The sequence below is a fragment of the Pseudomonas sp. NFACC16-2 genome, assembly GCF_900119205.1.
GTDB lineage: Bacteria > Pseudomonadota > Gammaproteobacteria > Pseudomonadales > Pseudomonadaceae > Aquipseudomonas > Aquipseudomonas fluorescens_Q.
In genome coordinates this window covers 1-18,827 of the sequence record NZ_FPIX01000028.1, presented here as the reverse complement: position 1 = coordinate 18,827, position 18,827 = coordinate 1, and the positions used below count along the sequence as shown (strand labels likewise).

Below are 18,827 nucleotides of genomic sequence, written 5' to 3'. Positions count from 1 at the left end.
TTTATCCCCGCTGGGGCGCGAAGCGGCCCTCTGGTTTTCTGATCCGCCTCCAGGGTAGATACATTTTTGGGGCTGCTTCGCAGCCCAGCGGGGATAAATCCCCTCGCCACAGATGAATTCCCCACCAGAAATTTTCTTAAGTGCAAAAAAGTATCAGTGAAAGTGCGACGGATGATTTGTCACGCCGTCCATTGAGGGCTGTAATCAGCGCACATTCTTCCCTTCATCCGGAAGACACAAAAACAATAACTGTCCTTCTGCCGCCTTCGGGCGCGGAAAAGGAGTGCGCGATGAAACCTTCGGTAAAAGCTCTGCTTGTCTCCACCTGCATGACCCTCAGCAGCGTCAGTTTCGGCGCACAGACCCTCACCATTGCCACCGTCAACAACAGCGACATGATCCGCATGCAAAAGCTCTCGAAAACCTTCGAGGCCGAGCACCCGGACATCAAGCTCAACTGGGTGGTGCTCGAAGAAAACGTGCTGCGCCAGCGCCTGACCACCGACATCGCCACCCAGGGCGGACAGTTCGACGTGCTGACCATTGGCATGTACGAAGCTGCACTCTGGGGCGCCAAGGGCTGGCTGGAGCCGATGAAGGACCTGCCGGCCTCCTATGACCTGGACGACGTTTTCCCTTCCGTGCGCGATGGCTTGTCGGTCAAAGGCTCGCTGTACGCCCTGCCGTTCTATGCCGAAAGCTCGATCACCTATTACCGCACGGACCTGTTCAAGAACGCCGGGCTGACCATGCCCGAACACCCGACCTGGAGCCAGATCGGTGAATTCGCCGAAAAACTCACCGACAAATCCAAGGAACAATATGGCCTGTGCCTGCGGGGCAAGGCCGGTTGGGGCGAGAACATGGCGCTGATCACCACCCTGGCCAACGGTTATGGCGCACGCTGGTTCGATGAGAAGTGGCAGCCACAATTCAATGGGCCCGAGTGGAAGGAAGCACTGAATTTCTACGTCGACAACATGAAGAAATCCGGCCCGCCGGGTGCGTCCAGTAACGGCTTCAACGAAAACCTGGCGCTGTTCAACAGCGGCAAATGCGCGATCTGGGTCGATGCCAGCGTCGCCGGTTCGTTCGTCACCGACAAGACCCAGAGCAAGGTGGCCGATCACGTTGGATTCACCTTCGCCCCCCACGAAAAAACCGACAAGGGCACCTCGTGGATGTACTCCTGGTCGCTGGCCATCCCGACCAGCTCCAAAGCCAAGGACGCGGCCACGGTCTTTACCACTTGGGCGACGTCCAAGGAATACAGCCAATTGGTCGCCAAGACCGACGGCATCGCCAACGTACCGCCAGGCACCCGCACCTCGACCTACAGCGACGAGTACATGAAGGCCGCGCCGTTTGCCAAAGTGACCCTCGAATCGTTGAAAGTCGCCGACCCGAAAGCGCCAACCCTCAAGCCTGTGCCCTACATCGGCATCCAGTTGGTGACCATTCCCGAGTTCCAGGCCATTGGCACCCAAGTGGGCAAGTTCTTCTCGGGCGCGCTGACCGGCCAGCAGACCGTGGACCAGGCGTTGACCGCAGCGCAGTCCACCACCGAACGCGAGATGAAACGCGCCGGGTATCCAAAATAAGGTCTGCATTTCTCCAATTGTGGCGAGGGAGCTTGCTCCCGCTGCGGGCGAAGCCCGCCCTGGCAATCCACGGATTGCCAGTCGAAATAGGCCCGCTGCGCGGTCCAGCGGGAGCAAGCTCCCTCGCCACAGGAAATGCGTCGCAGAAGAGTAAACGTTCATGAATAGCTCAACGACAACTGCCAAAGCCCCCATCGAGATTGCCCCGCCGCCGGCACGCAAGATCCGCCTGGCGAACCCCGGTTGGTTCCTGGTCAGCCCTTCGGTGGCCTTGTTGCTGCTGTGGATGATCGTGCCGCTGGGCATGACCGTCTACTTCTCGATGATCCGCTACAACCTGCTCTACCCCGGCGAAAACGAATTCGTCGGGCTGGAGAACTTCACCTACTTCCTGACCGACTCGGGTTTCATGCCCGGTGCCACCAACACCTTGTTGCTGGTGGGCAGCGTGCTGCTGATCAGTATCGTGCTGGGGGTGTTGATCAGCGCGCTGCTGGAGGCCAGTGAGTTTTTTGGTCGCGGCATCGTCCGTGTGCTGCTGATCTCGCCGTTCTTCATCATGCCCACCGTCGGCGCGCTGATCTGGAAGAACCTGATCTTCCACCCGGTCTCGGGCATCCTCGCCTCGGTGTGGAAACTGTTCGGCGCCCAGCCAGTGGACTGGCTAGCCCATTACCCGCTGCTGTCGATCATCATCATCGTGAGCTGGCAATGGCTGCCCTTCGCGATCCTGATCCTGATGACCGCCATGCAGTCACTGGACCAGGAACAGAAAGAAGCCGCGCGCCTGGACGGTGCCGGCCCGATCGCGATTTTCTGGCACCTGACCCTGCCGCACCTGGCCCGCCCGATTGCCGTGGTGCTGATGATCGAGACGATCTTCCTGCTGTCGGTGTTCGCCGAGATCTTCACCACCACCAACGGTGGCCCTGGCTACGCCTCCACCAACCTGGCCTACCTGATCTACAACCAGGCACTGGTGCAGTTCGACGTCGGCATGGCTTCGGCCGGTGGCCTGATTGCCGTGGTCATTGCCAACATCGCCGCCATCATCCTGGTCCGGATGATCGGCAAAAACCTCACCGACAAGCACTGAGGCCGTCGTCATGACTCTTCAACAATCCCGTCGCCTGCAAAGCCTGCTGCTGGGCACGCTGGCCTGGGCCATCGCGATCCTGATCTTCTTCCCGATCTTCTGGATGGTGCTGACCAGCTTCAAGACCGAAATCGACGCGTTCGCCACGCCACCGCAGTTCATCTTCACGCCGACGCTGGAGAACTACCTGCACATCAATGAGCGCAGCAACTACTTCAGCTTCGCCTGGAACTCGGTGGTGATTTCCTTCAGCGCCACCGCCCTGTGCCTGCTGATTGCAGTGCCGGCGGCCTACTCCATGGCGTTCTATGAAACCCAGCGCACCAAAGGCACGTTGCTGTGGATGCTCTCCACCAAGATGCTGCCGCCAGTGGGCGTGCTGATGCCGATTTACCTGCTGGCCAAGCAATTTGGCCTGCTGGACACGCGTCTCGCGTTGATCGTTATCTACACGTTGATCAACCTGCCCATCGTGGTCTGGATGATTTACACCTACTTCAAGGACATTCCCCGCGACATCCTCGAGGCCGCCCGCCTGGATGGTGCCACCCTATGGCAGGAGATGGTCCGTGTGCTGCTGCCGATTGCCAAGGGCGGCCTGGCCTCCACCGTGCTGCTGTCGCTGATCCTGTGCTGGAACGAAGCCTTCTGGTCATTGAACCTGACCTCGTCCAAAGCCGCGCCCTTGACGGCACTGATCGCGTCCTACTCCAGCCCCGAAGGCTTGTTTTGGGCCAAGTTGTCCGCCGTTTCGACCCTGGCCTGCGCGCCGATCCTGATTTTCGGCTGGATCAGCCAGAAACAGCTGGTGCGCGGTTTGTCCTTCGGCGCGGTGAAATAACGCGCCCTACACAATAATCAGAAGTGGAGGCCCATCATCATGGCCAACCTGAAAATCAAGAATCTGCAAAAGGGTTTCGAAGGTTTCTCCATCATCAAGGGCATCGACCTTGAGGTGAACGACCGCGAGTTCGTGGTCTTCGTCGGCCCGTCGGGCTGTGGCAAATCCACGCTGCTGCGGCTGATCGCCGGCCTTGAAGAGGTCAGCGACGGCACCATCGAACTGGATGGCCGGGACATCACCGAAGTCAGCCCGGCCAAGCGCGACCTGGCGATGGTGTTCCAGACCTACGCCTTGTACCCGCACATGAGCGTGCGCAAGAACATGTCCTTCGCCCTGGACCTGGCCGGCGTGCCCAAGGCCGAGGTCGAGAAGAAGGTCAACGAAGCGGCGCGCATCCTCGAACTGGGGCCGATGCTCGAGCGCAAGCCCAAGCAACTGTCCGGCGGCCAGCGCCAGCGTGTAGCGATTGGCCGGGCCATCGTGCGTAACCCGAAAATCTTCCTGTTCGACGAACCGCTGTCCAACCTCGACGCCGCCCTGCGGGTTCAGATGCGCCTGGAACTGGCACGCCTGCACAAAGAGTTGCAGGCGACCATGATCTACGTGACTCACGACCAGGTCGAAGCCATGACCCTGGCCGACAAGGTGGTGGTGCTCAATGGCGGGCGTATCGAACAGGTCGGCTCGCCGCTGGAGCTGTATCACCAGCCGGCCAACCTGTTTGTCGCCGGGTTCCTCGGCACGCCGAAAATGGGCTTCCTCAAAGGCAAGGTCACCGGCCTGGACAGCCAGGGCTGTGAAGTGCTGCTGGACGCCGGTACGCGTATCAGCCTGCCGTTGAGCGGTGCCAACCTGAGCGTCGGCGGCGCGGTGACCCTGGGAATTCGCCCGGAACACCTGAACCTGGCGCAACCGGGCGACTGCACGTTGCAAGTCACCGCCGACGTCAGCGAGCGGCTGGGCAGCGACACCTTCTGTCACGTCGTCACGGCCTCCGGCGAAGCCTTGACCATGCGCGTTCGCGGCGACCTGGCGAGCCGTTTCGGCGAGCAACTGAGCCTGCACCTGGACGCTGAACACTGCCACTTATTCGACGCCGAGGGCGTTGCGGTGACCCGCGCGCTGCGCGCCGCCGCCTGATTACCGAGACCTGCGATGAAACTCAACCGACAAAACCTGCACAACCTCAACCCTGGCGTCGCCCTGCCCGCCTACCCTGTGGGCGATGTCCGCCAGGGCATCGCCCACATCGGTGTCGGCGGTTTCCACCGGGCGCACCAGGCCTACTACACCGATGCGCTGATGAATACCGGCACCGACCTGGACTGGGCCATCTGCGGCGTGGGCCTGCGGGCCGAGGATCGCCGTGCCCGGGATGACCTGGCCAGCCAGGACTACCTGTTCACCCTGTACGAACTGGGCGACACCGATGACACCGAAGTCCGGGTGATTGGCGCGATCAATGACATGTTGCTGGCTGAAGATGGCGCCCAGGCGCTGATCGACAAACTGGCCGATCCGCAGATCCGCATCGTCTCGCTGACCATCACCGAAGGCGGCTATTGCATCGACGACAGCAACGGCGAGTTCATGGCCCACTTGCCGCAGATCCAGCACGACCTGGCCCATCCTGACGCTCCGAAAACCGTCTTCGGTTTCCTCTGCGCCGCCCTGGCCAAGCGTCGCGCGGCGGGCATCCCGGCGTTCACGTTGATGTCTTGCGATAACCTGCCCCACAACGGCGCCGTGACCCGCAAGGCGTTGCTGGCCTTCGCCGCGCTGCGCGACGCGGAGCTGGGGCAGTGGATCGACCGCAATGTCAGTTTCCCCAATGCCATGGTCGATCGCATCACGCCCATGACCAGCGTGGCCCATCGCCTGCAACTGCATGACGAACATGGCATCGACGACGCTTGGCCGGTGGTCTGCGAACCGTTCGTGCAATGGGTCCTGGAAGACAAGTTCGTCAACGGTCGCCCGGCCTGGGAAAAGGTCGGCGTGCAGTTCACCGATGACGTCACACCCTATGAAGAGATGAAGATCAAGCTGCTCAACGGCAGCCACCTGGCGTTGACCTACCTGGGCTTTCTCAAGGGTTATCGCTTCGTCCACGAGACCATGAACGACCCGCTGTTCGTGCGTTACATGCGCGCCTACATGGACCTGGACGTGACGCCGCAACTGGCGCCAGTGCCAGGCATCGACCTGACCGACTACAAGAACACCCTGGTGGAGCGCTTTTCCAACCAAGCGATTGCCGACCAGTTGGAGCGGGTCTGTTCGGACGGCTCGTCGAAGTTTCCAAAATTCACCGTCCCGACCATCAACCGCTTGATTGCCGACGGCAGCGAAACCCGTCGTGCGGCACTGGTCGTGGCGGCCTGGGCCGTGTACCTGAAGGGCGTGGACGAGAACGGCGTGACGTATTCTATCCCGGACCCACGGGCAGCGTTCTGCCAGGCATTGGTGGCTGACGATGCGCTGGTGACCCAGCGGATGCTGGAAGTGGAAGAAATCTTTGGCACCGCCATTCCCCGCTCGCCGGAGTTCGTGGCAGCATTCGAATGGTGCTGCAACAGCTTGCGCGAGCATGGCGTCACGCGAACGCTTGAGCGCGTGCTGGCTGACGCGGACTAAGCCTGCGGACGCGGTCGCTTTTTGTGGCGAGGGGATTTATCCCCGTTGGGACGCGAAGCGTCCCCAAGACACGAACAACTCAGTGAATCTGACACACCGAGTCGTCAGTGTCAGGGCTGCTTCGCAGCCCAGCGGGGATAAATCCCCTCGCCACAGGTTCCACCATGTCCCGGTCCAAACAGTTCTGTGCTGACGGTTCATTGATATCAAGGATTTCCATGGCAAACCAACAACTGTTCCTGGGCATCGACTGCGGCACCCAAGGCACCAAGGCGCTGATCCTGGATGCGATCAGCGGCCAGGTACTCGGCCAGGGCGCCGCTGCCCACAGCATGATCAGCGGGGCCAACGGTCGTCGTGAACAAGACACCCAGCAATGGCTCGATGCATTCACCCAGGCGACTCACCAAGCCTTGGCTGCCGCCGGCGTCGATGGCCAGGCGGTCCTCGGCATCGGCGTCTCCGGCCAGCAACACGGCCTGGTCCTGCTTGATGACCAGGGCCAGGTCTTGCGCCCGGCCAAGCTGTGGTGCGACACCGAGACAACACCGGAAAATGATCGGCTCCTGGCGCACCTGGGCGGTGAAGACGGCAGCCTCGAACGCCTCGGCGTGGTGATCGCGCCGGGCTACACGGTTTCCAAGCTGCTCTGGACGCGGGAGCAGCATCCCCAGGTTTTCGAACGCATCGCCAGCGTCCTGCTGCCCCACGACTTCCTCAACTACTGGCTCACCGGCCGCCATTGCAGCGAATACGGCGACGCCTCGGGCACCGGCTATTTCAACGTACGCACCCGCCAATGGGACGTGCAACTGTTACAACACATCGACCCCAGCGCACGCTTGCAAGCGGCGCTGCCGGAACTGATCGAGGCCCATCAGCCCGTCGGACGTATCCTGCCGGCCATTGCCGCGCACCTGGGCATCAACCCCGAGGCGGTGGTGGCCAGTGGTGGCGGCGACAATATGATGGGCGCCATCGGCACCGGGAACATCCAGCCCGGTGTGATCACCATGAGCCTCGGATCCTCCGGTACGGTGTACGCCTATGCCGCCGAACCTGCGGTCAGCCCACAGCCGTCCGTGGCGACGTTCTGCTCCTCCAGCGGTGGCTGGCTCCCGCTGATCTGCACCATGAACCTGACCAACGCCACTGGCGCGATACGCGAACTGCTGGACCTGGACATCGACGCCTTCAACGCCCTGGTGGCCAAGGCCCCGATTGGCGCCGAGGGCGTGTGCATGCTGCCGTTCCTCAACGGCGAGCGGGTGCCTGCCCTGCCCCATGCCACCGGCAGCTTGCTGGGCCTGACCACCACCAACCTGACCCGGGCCAACCTGTGTCGCGCCGTGGTGGAAGGCACGACCTTCGGTTTGCGCTATGGCTTGGACCTGCTGCGAGCCAACGGACTCCAGGCCCAGAGCATTCGCCTGATCGGCGGAGGTTCGAAGAGCGCGCAGTGGCGGCAGATCGTCGCCGACACCATGGACACCACGGTCATTTGCACCGAACAGAGCGAAGCCGCTGCATTGGGGGCGGCGATCCAGGCGGCATGGTGCCACTCCGGTTCACAGACGGGCTTGGCCGAGCTGTGCGAGCGCTGCGTCAAGCTCGATCCGAGCAGCGAAACCCGGCCAATCGCCGCCCATGTCGCGGCGTCGCAACAGGCATATGAACGTTATCGACAACACGTCGCAACCCTTTGAGAGCGGGAAACTATGTATTTGGTGTGTGGTGAAGCGCTGTTTGATTTTTTCAGTGAGACCGAGGCGGATGGCCCCGCCTCGCAAGTGAACTACAAGGCCATTGCCGGTGGTTCACCGTTTAACGTGGCCGTGGGGCTGCGTCGCCTGGGTGTTGAATCGGCGCTGTTTACCGGGCTGTCCACCGACTACCTGGGTCGACGCTTGCACCAGGTGCTGCTCAATGAAGGTGTCAGCGCCCAATACCTGGTGGACTTCGACGCACCGACCACCCTGGCAATGGTTGCCGTAGGCGCCAATGGTTCGCCCCACTACAGTTTTCGCGGCGAAGGCTGTGCGGACCGACAACTGAGCCTGGCGCATCTACCGGACCTGGGCCCCGAGGTGCACGGCTTGCATTTCGGCTCGTTCTCGCTGGTGGTCCAGCCCATCGCCGATACGCTCCTGGCCCTGATGCAACGCGAAAGCGGCCGCCGCCTGATCAGCCTCGACCCGAATGTGCGACTCAACCCGCAGCCGGATATCGAGCTGTGGCGCTCACGGATTGCAACGCTGGTGCAATATGCCGACCTGATCAAGGTCAGTGACGAAGACCTGGACCTGCTCTACCCCGGCAAGAAGCCCGAGGCGATCATCGAAGGTTGGCTGGGGAACCGCTGCCAATTGGTCTTCCTGACCCGTGGCGGCCAGGGCGCTACGGTCTTCAGTCGCCAATATGGCTCATGGTCGCTGCCGTCCTGTCCGGTGAAGATCGCCGACACCGTGGGTGCAGGCGACACCTTCCAGGCCGCGCTGATCGCGTGGCTGACTGAACAACAATTGGATTCGATCGAGGGGTTGCATACCCTGACCCGGGAACAGATCAGCGCAATGCTTGAATTCGCCATTCGCGCCGCCGCCCTGACTTGCGGCAAAACCGGGCCAGACCTGCCCTACAGGCACCAATTGAACTGAATGGCGCGCCGCAGCTAAAAAAATGCAGTTGAAAAACTGGACGCCGGGTTCGGACATGACCGGACCCGAGCGTCAGCCTTACAAGCACAAGGCCGTTATCAGCGGCCAGTCATCCGCTGGTGCTGCTGATGAAAGTGATTGCCAGCGGCGGGGTTATGGTCGAGCTCGGTACGCAGCTCCGCGATCAAGTCGTTGATGGCCCGACAACCGGTGAGTTTATTGGCATCGATGTCGGTTTTGACCAATGCAACGCGATCGGTTGCATGATCATCGTAGATCTTGACCGTCATCTTGAGCTCAGGTGACAAGGTGCATTGCGAGCGCTTGGGCAGCAAGCTGCTTTCAATGATGTTTCGCATTTCGAGGGCAGATAGAAACATGGCGACTCTCTCCTGTTGAGGCGGCCAACTTATGTTCACGCCGGCGGTATTTTCGTCCGTTTTCTTCCCTGCGGACTGGGACTACGAATACCGTGCCGTTCGTTCGTTCTTTTTAGCGTTTTCAGTCAACGAGTTCGCCAGGCGAACTCTTGAATCATCCCGCAAGAAGCATGCCTGTATCGAAGACTTTGCGGACTGTTTTGAATCAAGCACTTAGCTTCGTCCCGCGCCGGAGAGCTCGTGCAAAATGCAAGGAAACGCTACTTTTCCCATGCAAACTGCAATCGCTTTTATCCTGTTCGCAACTTAGAGTAGCCCCTAATACGAAGACGCAAGTGGGCATCCGTCGCCTGCTTCAAAAAAAGTGTGACGTAGCGTAAAAAACTCAAAACGCGCCCACCGCCGCCCGCTCGGCCACGTGGCGCAAGCTGTCAAAATTGATATTGGCACCGGAATCGATCGCCACCAGCGTCTGGCCTCGCGCCCCCGTGCCGGCCACGTACTGCTTGATGCCTGCCACTGCCAGTGCGCCCGACGGCTCAGTGATGGAGCGGGTATCGTCATAGATATCCTTGATCGCGGCGCACAGCTGATCATTGCTCACAGTCATCACCTCATCGACACAGAAACGGCAGATATCGAGGCCATGGGCGCCGATCTGCGCCACGGCCACGCCATCGGCGAAGGTTCCCACCTCGGGCAAGGTCACTCGCTCACCGGCTGCCAGCGCCGCCTGGAGACAGGCCGAGTGCTGCGACTCGACGCCGATGATGCGTACTTCCGGGCGCAGGTACTTGACGTAGGCTGCGATCCCGGCGATCAGCCCACCGCCACCGACCGGGACAAAAATCGCATCCAACTGGCCGGGGTGCTGGCGCAGGATTTCCATGGCGACGGTGCCCTGCCCGGCAATCACGTCCGGGTCATCGAAAGGCGAGACGAACTCCCGTCCGCTCTGCTCGGCCAGGTCCAGCGCGTGCGCCAGGGCAAACGGAAAGCTTTCCCCATGCAGAATCGCTTCGGCGCCTCGGTTGCGCACGCCCAGCACCTTCAATTGTGGAGTGGTCACAGGCATGACGATACTGGCCGAAATACCCAACTCCCGTGCCGCCAGCGCGACACCTTGGGCATGATTGCCGGCAGACGCGGTGATGACGCCACGGGCGCGCTGCTCCGGGGTCAGTTGCACGAGTTTGTTGTAGGCACCGCGGATCTTGAAGGAAAAGGTCGGTTGCAGGTCTTCGCGCTTGAGCAGGATCCGGTTACCCAAGGCCTCGGACAATGCGGGAGCCGCTTGCAGCGGCGTGCGCACGGCCAGCTCATAGACCGGCGCGGCGAGAATCTTCTTAACATAGTGCTCAAGCAGGGTTTGCTCGGTGCGGGTAACGGTCATGGCGATCTCCTGGTTCAGGCGGAGCCCAGGAGACAGAAAGAAAAAACCCGCCTCCAGGGCGGGTTGGGTGCAGCCGACAGCTAACCCGCCAAATAAGGAATGGCGGTAATAATGCTTGGCTGGCTGCGCAGTACGGGTGAGTTCATGCCTGGAAATTAGCGGTGCGTTGGCCGCAAGTCAATGGGCAATATCAAGCGCCATCCGATATTCGCTGCATTGACCTCAAGTGAACAACATTCCCTGCGGAGCGAGCTTGCTCGCGATTGCGGAGTATCAGTCAACATCAATGCCAGCTGGCCCATAGCAATCGCGAGCAAGCTCGTTCCCACGGTTTTCTCCAACTATTTGAGGCCGACTTTGTACAACGCCCCGTCGTCCTCATCCGTCAACACATAGAGATACCCATCCGGGCCCTGGCGAACATCACGGATTCGCGCCTTGAGCTCACCCAACAGGCGCTCTTCATGGACGATCTTGTCGTCTTGCAATTGCAGGCGGATCAGTTCCCCTGGCACCAAGGCGCCGATGAACACATTGTGTTGCCAGGCCTTGAAGCGCCCATGGTCGTAGAACGCCATGCCACTGAGCCCCGGTGAGACCTGCCAGACGTGGTGAGGGCCAAGGCCACCCTCGACGGTCTTGCCCTGGGCTTCGGGGATCGGAGCGCCGGAGTAGTTGATGCCATGGGTCGCCAATGGCCAGCCGTAGTTCTTGCCGCGCTCGATGATGTTCAGCTCATCACCGCCCTTGGGCCCGTGTTCGCTCTCCCACAACGTGCCATTCCAAGGGTTGAGGGCCGCCCCCTGGGGGTTGCGCATGCCGTAGGACCATATCTCGGGACGGACGTTTTTCTGGCCGACGAAGGGGTTGTCGTCGGGCACCTTACCGTCGGGGTAGATGCGCACGATCTTGCCTTGCAGCTTGTCCAGATCCTGGGCGGTGGGCCGCTCGTTGTTTTCCCCCAAGGTAATGAACAGATAACCGTCGCGGTCGAAGACCAGGCGCGAGCCAAAGTGGTTGCCCGTGGACAACTTGGGCTGCTGACGGAAGATCACGTCGAAATTCTTCAGGCTCTTGAGATCGTCGGACAGTTGGCCGCGCCCCACGGCGGTGCCGGCCTTGCCGTCTGCGCCCGCCTCGGCATAAGACAGGTAGACGGTACGATCCTGCTTGAAGTCGGGCGACAGCACCACGTCCAGCAGACCGCCCTGGCCCTTGGCCCACACTTCAGGCACGCCACTCAAGGGTGCGGACAATTGGCCATCGGGGCTGACCACGCGCAGGTTACCCGGTCGCTCCGTCACCAGCATGCCCTGCTGGCCAGGCAAGAATGCGACAGACCAAGGGTGCTCCAGCCCCTTGACCACGGTGGTCACTTCCAGCGTGCCCTCCTCGCTCTTGAATGACTGGGTTGGCGCGGCATTGGCCGGGGTGGCAAGGGCCAGGACAGCGCTGGCGCAACCTGCGGCCAGGAGTGTTTTACGCAACATGCACATTTCCTTCTGCGGTGTTGAAAGAGAACAACGGGCGCCAGCGCCTAGCGGTTGCCATTCTGGCTGTTGCGCGGTGGCGCAGGAGACTCGATGGTCGGTCGCGGCGAACCCGACGGCTGGCCGGAACGCGGGTAGCCATTGCCGATGCCACCGTTTTCCAGGGTCGGTGGGCGCGGTGCCGGCACCGTCGGGTTGTCATGAATCGTCGGCACATTGGGCCGGGTGCCCTGCATGCTGTTGGGATTGGCCCGCCGGGTCGGGCTGTTATAGGGATTGTTGTTGCCCGGCAGGTTTTGGGCCAGGACCGTTACGCCTGCGCTGGGCGTGGCGGCCTGAGCAGCGGCAGTCAGTAATAGCGTCATGATGACGAGCATCAGCCTGTTCATTGGGACACCTCTGGGGTTCAGGCATATCGAAAGCACGCTACGCCGCAGGTTCGCCCTTGTTAAGCGAAATATCCCGGTGAAGATGTAACGAAGCGTCTCCGAAGACAGGTGGGAGCAAGCTTGCTCGCCCCACAATGGAAACTTTTCCCAAGGCGCGAAGGTCACCAGAAAGACATCCACCGGCAAGGACAACACCACCATGGCACGGGCAATCTGGAAAGGCGCAATCAGCTTCGGACTGGTCCACATTCCTGTCGCGCTAGTGTCGGCCACTTCGTCCCAGGGGGTGGATTTTGACTGGCTGGACAAACGCAGCATGGACCCGGTGGGCTACAAGCGCGTCAACAAGACCACGGGCAAGGAAGTGACCAAGGACGACATCGTCAAAGGCGTCCAGTACCAGAAAGGCCAGTACGTGCTGCTCAGCGAGGAAGAAATCCGTTCCGCCCACCCCAAATCCACCCAGACCATCGATATCTTTGCCTTTGTCGACAGCGAGAAGATCCCGTTGCAAAACATCGACACGCCCTACTTTCTCGCCCCCGACAAACGCGGTGGCAAAGTCTATGCCCTGCTGCGCGAAACCCTGGTCAAGACCCGCAAGGTCGCCCTGGCCCATGTCGTGCTGCATACCCGCCAGCACCTGGCGGCGCTCATGCCCCTTGAATCGGCGCTGGTACTGGTGATGCTGCGCTGGCCTGCGGAGGTACGCGACCTTGATGTCCTCGAGTTGGGCGACGAAGTGACAAACCCAACCCTGGCCAAGGGCGAGCTGGAAATGGCCAAACGTCTCGTGGAAGACATGAGCGCCGACTGGGAACCGCAAGAATACCGGGACAGTTTCGAAGACAAAATCATGGAACTGGTGGAGAAAAAGGCCAACGAAGGCCGCCTCGAAGCGGTGGAAACCGACCCGGGCGAAGAACAACGCAAGACCGCCGATGTCATCGACCTTACCGAGTTGCTCAAGCGCAGCCTGGGCAGCAAGGGCAAGGCCACCGACAAATCCGCCGGGAAGGCCCCTGCAAAACCTGCGAAAGCCCGCAAATCCGCTCCTGCCAAAAAAGCCACCAAGGCCTCCCGGGGGTAAACCCTGGCGTGCGCGATACAAGGGAATCTGTCATGGCCAACGCCGAGAGTGAATCTGCTCGTTTGTCCAACGCCAAGTCGGAGGCTACGACAGCCCGAAAGGCGCCTCAAAACCGCCTGCCCGAGCGCCTGTCGCCGCAACTGGCCACGCCCGTGGAGGAACCGCCCACCGGCGAATGGCGCTATGAAGTCCAATTCCACGGTTATCGACTGCTGGCCCGCATCGAACAGGGTGAAGTCCGCTTGTTCAATCGCAATCACCAGGACTGGACCGAGCGGCTGAAGCTGCATGCCGACGCCCTGGCCGGGTTGAACCTGGGGGACAGTTGGCTCGACGGCGAACTGGTTCTGCTCGATGAGACCGGCCGCTCCGATTTCGCGGCCCTGCGCCAGGCTTTCGACATCAGCCGCACCGTCGACATGCTGTATTTCCTGTTCGATGCGCCGTTCCTCAATGGCGTCGACCTGCGCCAGGCTCCGGTGGAGGAACGCCGTGCGGCCCTGAAAAAAGCCCTTGGCAACAACGCCAGCAAGCGCCTGCGCTTTTCCGAGTCGTTTTCGGCCAGCCCGCACGACATGTTCGAAAGCGCTATCGCGCTCGCATTGGATAGCGTGGTCGGCAAGCGCGTGGGCAGCCCATATAGGTCCCAGCGAAGCGCCGACTGGGTAAAACTCAAGTGCCGGTTGCGCCAAGCCTTCGTCATCGTCGGGTTCACTCGCCCCCAAGGCAGGCGCAGCGGTTTCGGCGCGCTGTTGCTGGCGGTCAACGGGCCGTCGGGGTTGGTGTACGCCGGTCGGGTCGGCACGGGATTCAGCCAGACGCAAATCCAACAATTACATGCGCAACTGTGCGCGCAGCAACGCGAGACTTCGCCACTGGCGTTGCCACTCAACGGTGTGCAGGGACGCGGCGTGCAATGGGTCGAGCCTGGCTTGACCTGCGAGGTAGAGTTCATTGAATGGACTGGCGACAACCAAGTGCGGCAGGCCATTTTCCTGGGTTCTTCGACCGAGACACCGGCCAACAAGGTTGTTCGTGAGCAGCCGCTGCCGATAAAATCCACGACAGCAAAAACCCAGCGTCGCAGCAAAACCCGCGCGGCCAAAGTCGACGGTGTGACGATCACCCACCCCGATCGGGTCATCGACAGTGTCAGTGGTGTGCAAAAGGCCGAGCTGGCGCAGTATTACCTGGACATCGCCCCGTGGATCCTGCCGCACCTCAAGCAGCGGCCGGTCGCGCTGCTGCGGGCACCGGACGGCATCGGCGAAGAGCAGTTCTTCCAAAAACACGCCGATCGCCTGGACATTCCCCATATCAAACAACTGGATCCGCGACTGGACCCGGGCCATGCAGCGCTGATGGAAATCGATGACATCCACGCCCTGGTCAGCGCGGCGCAGATGGGTACGGTGGAACTGCACACCTGGACCGCGACCCACGATCGGATCGAGACACCGGACCTGTTTGTCCTGGACCTGGATCCGGACCCTTCGCTGCCCTGGAGCGCCATGATCGAGGCGACCCACATGACCTTGGCGGTGCTCGACGAATTGGGTCTGCAGGCTTTTCTCAAGACCAGCGGTGGCAAAGGCATGCACGTGATCGTGCCCTTGGCGAGAAGTGAAGGCTGGGACACCACCAAGGCGTTCGCCAAGGCTATCTCGCAGTTCCTGACCCGGCAAATGCCAGAGCGCATCACGGCCACCATGGGACCGAAGAACCGCGTCGGAAAAATATTCGTCGACTACCTGCGCAACGCCCGTGGCGCCAGCACGGTGGCCGCCTACTCAGTGCGCGCCAGGCCAGGCCTGCCAGTCTCGGTACCAATCGCCCGGACCGAGCTGCAAACCCTGCGCAACGCACAGCAATGGGACATCCATACCGCTCTGGAACGGGCCAAGGGCTTGGGCGCCGATCCTTGGGAAGGCTACCACCACCGTCAGCGGATCACAGCCAGGATGTGGGAACAGCTGGATGCGCAAAAGCCCGAGGCATGAAGGTAAATCCAGCGTTCAAATCCAGATGAAGATCACCAGCAGGCCGCCAAAGAACGCCCACTTCTGCAGGTAATACAGCGTGCGGTTACGTTTTTTCAGCGCCTTGCCTTGTAACCGTATCTTGTAGAGCCTGGAGAACGCCCGGTTCAAGGCGCCCGTCCTGTCGCCCGCGTCGTTGGGCGCACCGGCCGCTGCCATCACGGTGCGGCTGAACCAGCGGTTGAACGCGCTAGCCCAGCGAAACTTCATGGGCCGCTCCACGTCGCAGAACAAGATGATGCGATTATGGTCGGTGGTGTTCTGGGCGTAATGAATGAACGTTTCGTCGAAGATCACCGCCTCGCCATCGCACCAATGATAGGACTCGCCATCGACATTGATGTAGCAGCCAGCATCGTTGGGCGTTTCCAGGCCCAGGTGATACCGATAGGAGCCGGCATAGGGGTCGCGGTGCCGGACCAGCTTCGAGCCCGGTGGCAACTCGGCGAACATTGCCGCCTTGATCGAACCGATGCTCTGTACCAGCTCGGTAGTACGGGGGCATAGCTTCATGGCCGAAGGATGGCTGTCGCCGTACCACTTCAGGTAGAAACGCTTCCAACCGGTCTTGAAGAACGAGTTGAAGCCCACATCGTCGTATTGATCGGAACGCTTGATCTCCCCCGCGTGCAGCAGGCCCAGGCCTTCGGCCCGGATCTCTTGCCAATGGACCTGCAACGGGCTCAGGTCCGGGAACTGCGCCGGACTCAGGAACGGCCTGTTGGGCAGTTTCGAGCATAAGTAAAGCAGGCAATTGATCGGCGCGAGAAACGACGAATGATCGCTCAGTTGGCGTCCGAACTTATGCCGCACCCGACCGCGCAGGTGAACGTAGCCAATGGAGAAGATGTAGAGTGCGACAATGATGAGCTTCACGAAAAACCGTCACAATGCTGGAGTGAACAGATCGTTTCCCCGGGCTAGCCAAACGGCAAGGCGGTGGCACAGGGTGAAATGGCATTTTAGCCACAGTTCGTAACCAAAAGTTATCCTTCAATTGTGAAAAACTGTCTTGCCCGGGCAATACCCTATCGTTTATGCGGCCAGACCAGTACAATCGCCGCCAACTATTACGCGCCCCCTTTGGTCGATACCGCAAACGCGGCTTCGACGCACGTCTACCGGGCCAGGCGCTCCGTATTGCTGCTGTCCTCTTATGCCGGATGGACCCTTGCGCTTGCGACCGCGACGCCTTTGCGCGGTCGGGACGTGCGCAAACAGGTACTGAACAGGTACTGCCGCACCCTTAGCTACTCTGAATGTTCCGCAGGATAAACCTTTGATCTCTACAGCTAACATCACGATGCAGTTCGGCGCCAAGCCACTGTTCGAAAACGTCTCTGTCAAATTCGGCGCGGGTAACCGCTACGGTCTGATTGGCGCCAACGGTTGCGGCAAGTCGACCTTCATGAAAATCCTCGGCGGCGACCTCGAGCCGTCCGGCGGCCAGGTCATGCTCGAGCCGAATGTGCGCCTGGGTAAACTGCGCCAGGACCAGTTCGCCTACGAAGAATTCACCGTGATCGACACCGTGATCATGGGTCACGAAGAGCTGTGGAAGGTCAAGGCCGAACGCGATCGCATTTATTCGCTGCCGGAAATGACCGAAGAAGACGGCATGGCCGTGGCCGAACTGGAAACCGAATTTGCCGAGATGGACGGCTACACCGCCGAATCCCGTGCCGGTGAACTGTTGTTGGGCCTGGGGATTGGCATCGAACAGCATTTCGGCCCGATGAGCGAAGTGTCGCCAGGCTGGAAGCTGCGTGTGTTGCTGGCCCAGGCGCTGTTCTCCGACCCCGAAGTGCTGCTGCTCGACGAACCGACCAACCACCTGGACATCAACACCATCCGCTGGCTGGAAAACGTGCTGACCCAGCGTTCGAGCCTGATGATCATCATCTCTCACGACCGTCACTTCCTGAACAGTGTCTGCACCCACATGGCGGACCTGGACTACGGCGAGCTGCGCCTGTTCCCGGGCAACTACGACGAGTACATGACCGTGGCGACCCAGTCCCGCGAGCAACTGTTGTCGGACAACGCCAAGAAGAAAGCCCAGATTTCCGAGCTGCAGTCGTTCGTCAGCCGTTTCTCGGCCAACGCCTCGAAAGCCAAGCAGGCCACCTCCCGCGCCAAGCAGATCGACAAGATCCAGTTGGCGGAGGTCAAGCCATCGAGCCGTGTCAGCCCGTTCATTCGCTTCGAACAGACCAAGAAACTGCACCGCCAGGCGGTCATCGTCGAGCGCATGGCCAAGGGCTTTGACGGCAAGCCGCTGTTCAAGGACTTCAGTTTCACCGTCGAGGCCGGTGAACGCGTGGCGATCATTGGCCCGAACGGTATCGGCAAGACCACCTTGCTGCGCACCCTGGTCAATGAACTGGAACCCGATGCCGGCACCGTGAAATGGACCGACGCCGCGGAACTGGGCTACTACGCCCAGGACCACGCCCATGACTTCGAAGACGACGTCAACCTGTTCGACTGGATGGGCCAGTGGACCCAGGGCGGCGAACAACTGGTGCGTGGCACCTTGGGCCGCATGCTGTTTTCCAACGACGAGATCCTCAAGTCGGTCAAGGTCATTTCCGGTGGTGAACAGGGTCGCATGCTGTTCGGCAAGCTGATCCTGCAAAAGCCCAACGTGCTGGTGATGGACGAACCGACCAACCACTTGGACATGGAATCCATCGAAGCGCTGAACCTGGCGCTGGAAAACTACCCGGGCACGCTGATCTTCGTCAGCCATGACCGCGAGTTCGTATCGTCCCTGGCCACCCGCATCATCGAGCTGAGCGCCGATGGCGTGGTCGACTTCAGCGGCACCTATGACGACTACTTGCGCAGTCAGGGTGTGGTGTTCTAAGGGCAGCTGCGAGTTGCAAGCTTCAAGCGGATCGAGTAGGAGGCGGCCTCACGGCCGCCGTCCTCTCACACCACCGTACGTACGGTTCCGTATACGGCGGTTCCTGCCTACTGATAAACAGCTTCAGCGAGCTTGGTTCCGTTGATGTGTCGCCTGTGGTATCTAAGCGCCCAGACCGGCCCTCGGAGCTTCCGGCTCCTACCTCCTGATGGTCTCGACCCCCGCTGCGCGGAGTTTCTGCTTTACGCTCCAACAGAGATCACACCCGACTGTCCACTCATGGCAGGTTCAGCCCTTCGTCACTCCGGCTTCGAGCAACTACTACGGCCTCGGCTGACTTCT

The 18,827-nt window shown here is 60.9% G+C and carries 15 protein-coding genes; 10 read left to right on the top strand and 5 right to left on the bottom strand.

Annotated features, from left to right (window positions below; genetic code table 11):
- Positions 1 to 290: 290 nt before the first annotated feature.
- From BT116_RS20705 to BT116_RS20675, 7 genes are all read left to right on the top strand, one after another.
- Positions 291 to 1,601 (top strand): ABC transporter substrate-binding protein, encoded by a 1,311-nt coding sequence (locus tag BT116_RS20705; RefSeq protein ID WP_072346777.1) that lies wholly within the window; start codon positions 291 to 293, stop codon positions 1,599 to 1,601.
- A 160-nt stretch (positions 1,602 to 1,761) separates the two neighbouring features.
- Positions 1,762 to 2,697 (top strand): carbohydrate ABC transporter permease, encoded by a 936-nt coding sequence (locus BT116_RS20700; protein ID WP_053184628.1) that lies wholly within the window; start codon positions 1,762 to 1,764, stop codon positions 2,695 to 2,697.
- Between the two features lie 10 nt (positions 2,698 to 2,707).
- Positions 2,708 to 3,538 (top strand): carbohydrate ABC transporter permease, encoded by an 831-nt coding sequence (locus BT116_RS20695; protein ID WP_003202324.1) that lies wholly within the window; start codon positions 2,708 to 2,710, stop codon positions 3,536 to 3,538.
- A 39-nt stretch (positions 3,539 to 3,577) separates the two neighbouring features.
- Positions 3,578 to 4,681, top strand: coding sequence for an ABC transporter ATP-binding protein (locus tag BT116_RS20690; RefSeq protein ID WP_014338172.1), 1,104 nt, complete (start codon positions 3,578 to 3,580; stop codon positions 4,679 to 4,681).
- Positions 4,682 to 4,696: 15 nt separating this feature from the next.
- Entirely contained in the window at positions 4,697 to 6,178 is a 1,482-nt protein-coding gene (locus tag BT116_RS20685) for a mannitol dehydrogenase family protein (protein ID WP_072346775.1), read from the top strand.
- A gap of 218 nt (positions 6,179 to 6,396) precedes the next feature.
- Positions 6,397 to 7,884 (top strand): xylulokinase, encoded by a 1,488-nt coding sequence (xylB, locus tag BT116_RS20680; RefSeq protein ID WP_072346773.1) that lies wholly within the window; start codon positions 6,397 to 6,399, stop codon positions 7,882 to 7,884.
- Between the two features lie 12 nt (positions 7,885 to 7,896).
- Positions 7,897 to 8,835, top strand: a complete 939-nt coding sequence (locus BT116_RS20675; protein ID WP_072346771.1) for a carbohydrate kinase family protein — start codon at positions 7,897 to 7,899, stop codon at positions 8,833 to 8,835.
- Positions 8,836 to 8,933: 98 nt separating this feature from the next.
- On the opposite strand, the gene BT116_RS20670 is transcribed toward BT116_RS20675, so the two are convergent.
- The 4 genes from BT116_RS20670 to BT116_RS20655 all read right to left on the bottom strand — a co-directional run bounded on the left by BT116_RS20670 (position 8,934) and on the right by BT116_RS20655 (position 12,487).
- The gene (locus tag BT116_RS20670; protein WP_072346769.1) at positions 8,934 to 9,215 is read right to left on the bottom strand and encodes a DUF1652 domain-containing protein; all 282 of its coding nucleotides are present in this window, start codon (positions 9,213 to 9,215) and stop codon (positions 8,934 to 8,936) included.
- Positions 9,216 to 9,600: 385 nt separating this feature from the next.
- A complete protein-coding gene (gene ilvA, locus BT116_RS20665; RefSeq protein WP_072346767.1) occupies positions 9,601 to 10,608 on the bottom strand; it encodes a threonine ammonia-lyase, biosynthetic in 1,008 nt (335 codons plus the stop codon).
- 341 nt (positions 10,609 to 10,949) lie between these two features.
- Positions 10,950 to 12,098: a PQQ-dependent sugar dehydrogenase gene (locus BT116_RS20660; protein ID WP_072346765.1), complete on the bottom strand. Its 1,149-nt coding sequence runs from the start codon at positions 12,096 to 12,098 to the stop codon at positions 10,950 to 10,952.
- A 47-nt stretch (positions 12,099 to 12,145) separates the two neighbouring features.
- Positions 12,146 to 12,487 carry a hypothetical protein gene (locus tag BT116_RS20655; protein WP_072346763.1) on the bottom strand — a complete coding sequence of 114 codons (342 nt, stop codon included), beginning with the start codon at positions 12,485 to 12,487 and terminating at the stop codon, positions 12,146 to 12,148.
- Positions 12,488 to 12,686: 199 nt separating this feature from the next.
- Here BT116_RS20655 and BT116_RS20650 point away from each other — a divergent pair, with 199 nt between their 5' ends.
- A complete protein-coding gene (locus BT116_RS20650) occupies positions 12,687 to 13,577 on the top strand; it encodes a non-homologous end joining protein Ku (protein ID WP_072346761.1) in 891 nt (296 codons plus the stop codon).
- 32 nt (positions 13,578 to 13,609) lie between these two features.
- A complete protein-coding gene (gene ligD / locus BT116_RS20645) occupies positions 13,610 to 15,577 on the top strand; it encodes a DNA ligase D (protein ID WP_072346759.1) in 1,968 nt (655 codons plus the stop codon).
- Positions 15,578 to 15,592: 15 nt separating this feature from the next.
- Here the strand turns inward: ligD and lpxO are convergent, their stop codons facing one another.
- Positions 15,593 to 16,492 carry a lipid A hydroxylase LpxO gene (lpxO, locus tag BT116_RS20640; RefSeq protein ID WP_072346757.1) on the bottom strand — a complete coding sequence of 300 codons (900 nt, stop codon included), beginning with the start codon at positions 16,490 to 16,492 and terminating at the stop codon, positions 15,593 to 15,595.
- 403 nt (positions 16,493 to 16,895) lie between these two features.
- Between lpxO and BT116_RS20635 the strand changes: the two genes are divergently transcribed.
- Positions 16,896 to 18,485 (top strand): ABC-F family ATPase, encoded by a 1,590-nt coding sequence (locus tag BT116_RS20635; RefSeq protein ID WP_003181279.1) that lies wholly within the window; start codon positions 16,896 to 16,898, stop codon positions 18,483 to 18,485.
- The last annotated feature ends 342 nt before the right edge of the window (positions 18,486 to 18,827 follow it).

Excerpts from the sequence above, each read along its gene's own strand:
- BT116_RS20705 (WP_072346777.1), top strand. The coding sequence starts at position 291 with ATGAAACCTTCGGTAAAAGCTCTGCTTGTCTCCACCTGCATGACCCTC.
- BT116_RS20700 (WP_053184628.1), top strand. The coding sequence starts at position 1,762 with ATGAATAGCTCAACGACAACTGCCAAAGCCCCCATCGAGATTGCCCCG.
- BT116_RS20695 (WP_003202324.1), top strand. The coding sequence starts at position 2,708 with ATGACTCTTCAACAATCCCGTCGCCTGCAAAGCCTGCTGCTGGGCACG.
- BT116_RS20690 (WP_014338172.1), top strand. The coding sequence starts at position 3,578 with ATGGCCAACCTGAAAATCAAGAATCTGCAAAAGGGTTTCGAAGGTTTC.
- BT116_RS20685 (WP_072346775.1), top strand. The coding sequence starts at position 4,697 with ATGAAACTCAACCGACAAAACCTGCACAACCTCAACCCTGGCGTCGCC.
- xylB (WP_072346773.1), top strand. The coding sequence starts at position 6,397 with ATGGCAAACCAACAACTGTTCCTGGGCATCGACTGCGGCACCCAAGGC.
- BT116_RS20675 (WP_072346771.1), top strand. The coding sequence starts at position 7,897 with ATGTATTTGGTGTGTGGTGAAGCGCTGTTTGATTTTTTCAGTGAGACC.
- BT116_RS20670 (WP_072346769.1), bottom strand. The coding sequence starts at position 9,215 with ATGTTTCTATCTGCCCTCGAAATGCGAAACATCATTGAAAGCAGCTTG.
- ilvA (WP_072346767.1), bottom strand. The coding sequence starts at position 10,608 with ATGACCGTTACCCGCACCGAGCAAACCCTGCTTGAGCACTATGTTAAG.
- BT116_RS20660 (WP_072346765.1), bottom strand. The coding sequence starts at position 12,098 with ATGTTGCGTAAAACACTCCTGGCCGCAGGTTGCGCCAGCGCTGTCCTG.
- BT116_RS20655 (WP_072346763.1), bottom strand. The coding sequence starts at position 12,487 with ATGAACAGGCTGATGCTCGTCATCATGACGCTATTACTGACTGCCGCT.
- BT116_RS20650 (WP_072346761.1), top strand. The coding sequence starts at position 12,687 with ATGGCACGGGCAATCTGGAAAGGCGCAATCAGCTTCGGACTGGTCCAC.
- ligD (WP_072346759.1), top strand. The coding sequence starts at position 13,610 with ATGGCCAACGCCGAGAGTGAATCTGCTCGTTTGTCCAACGCCAAGTCG.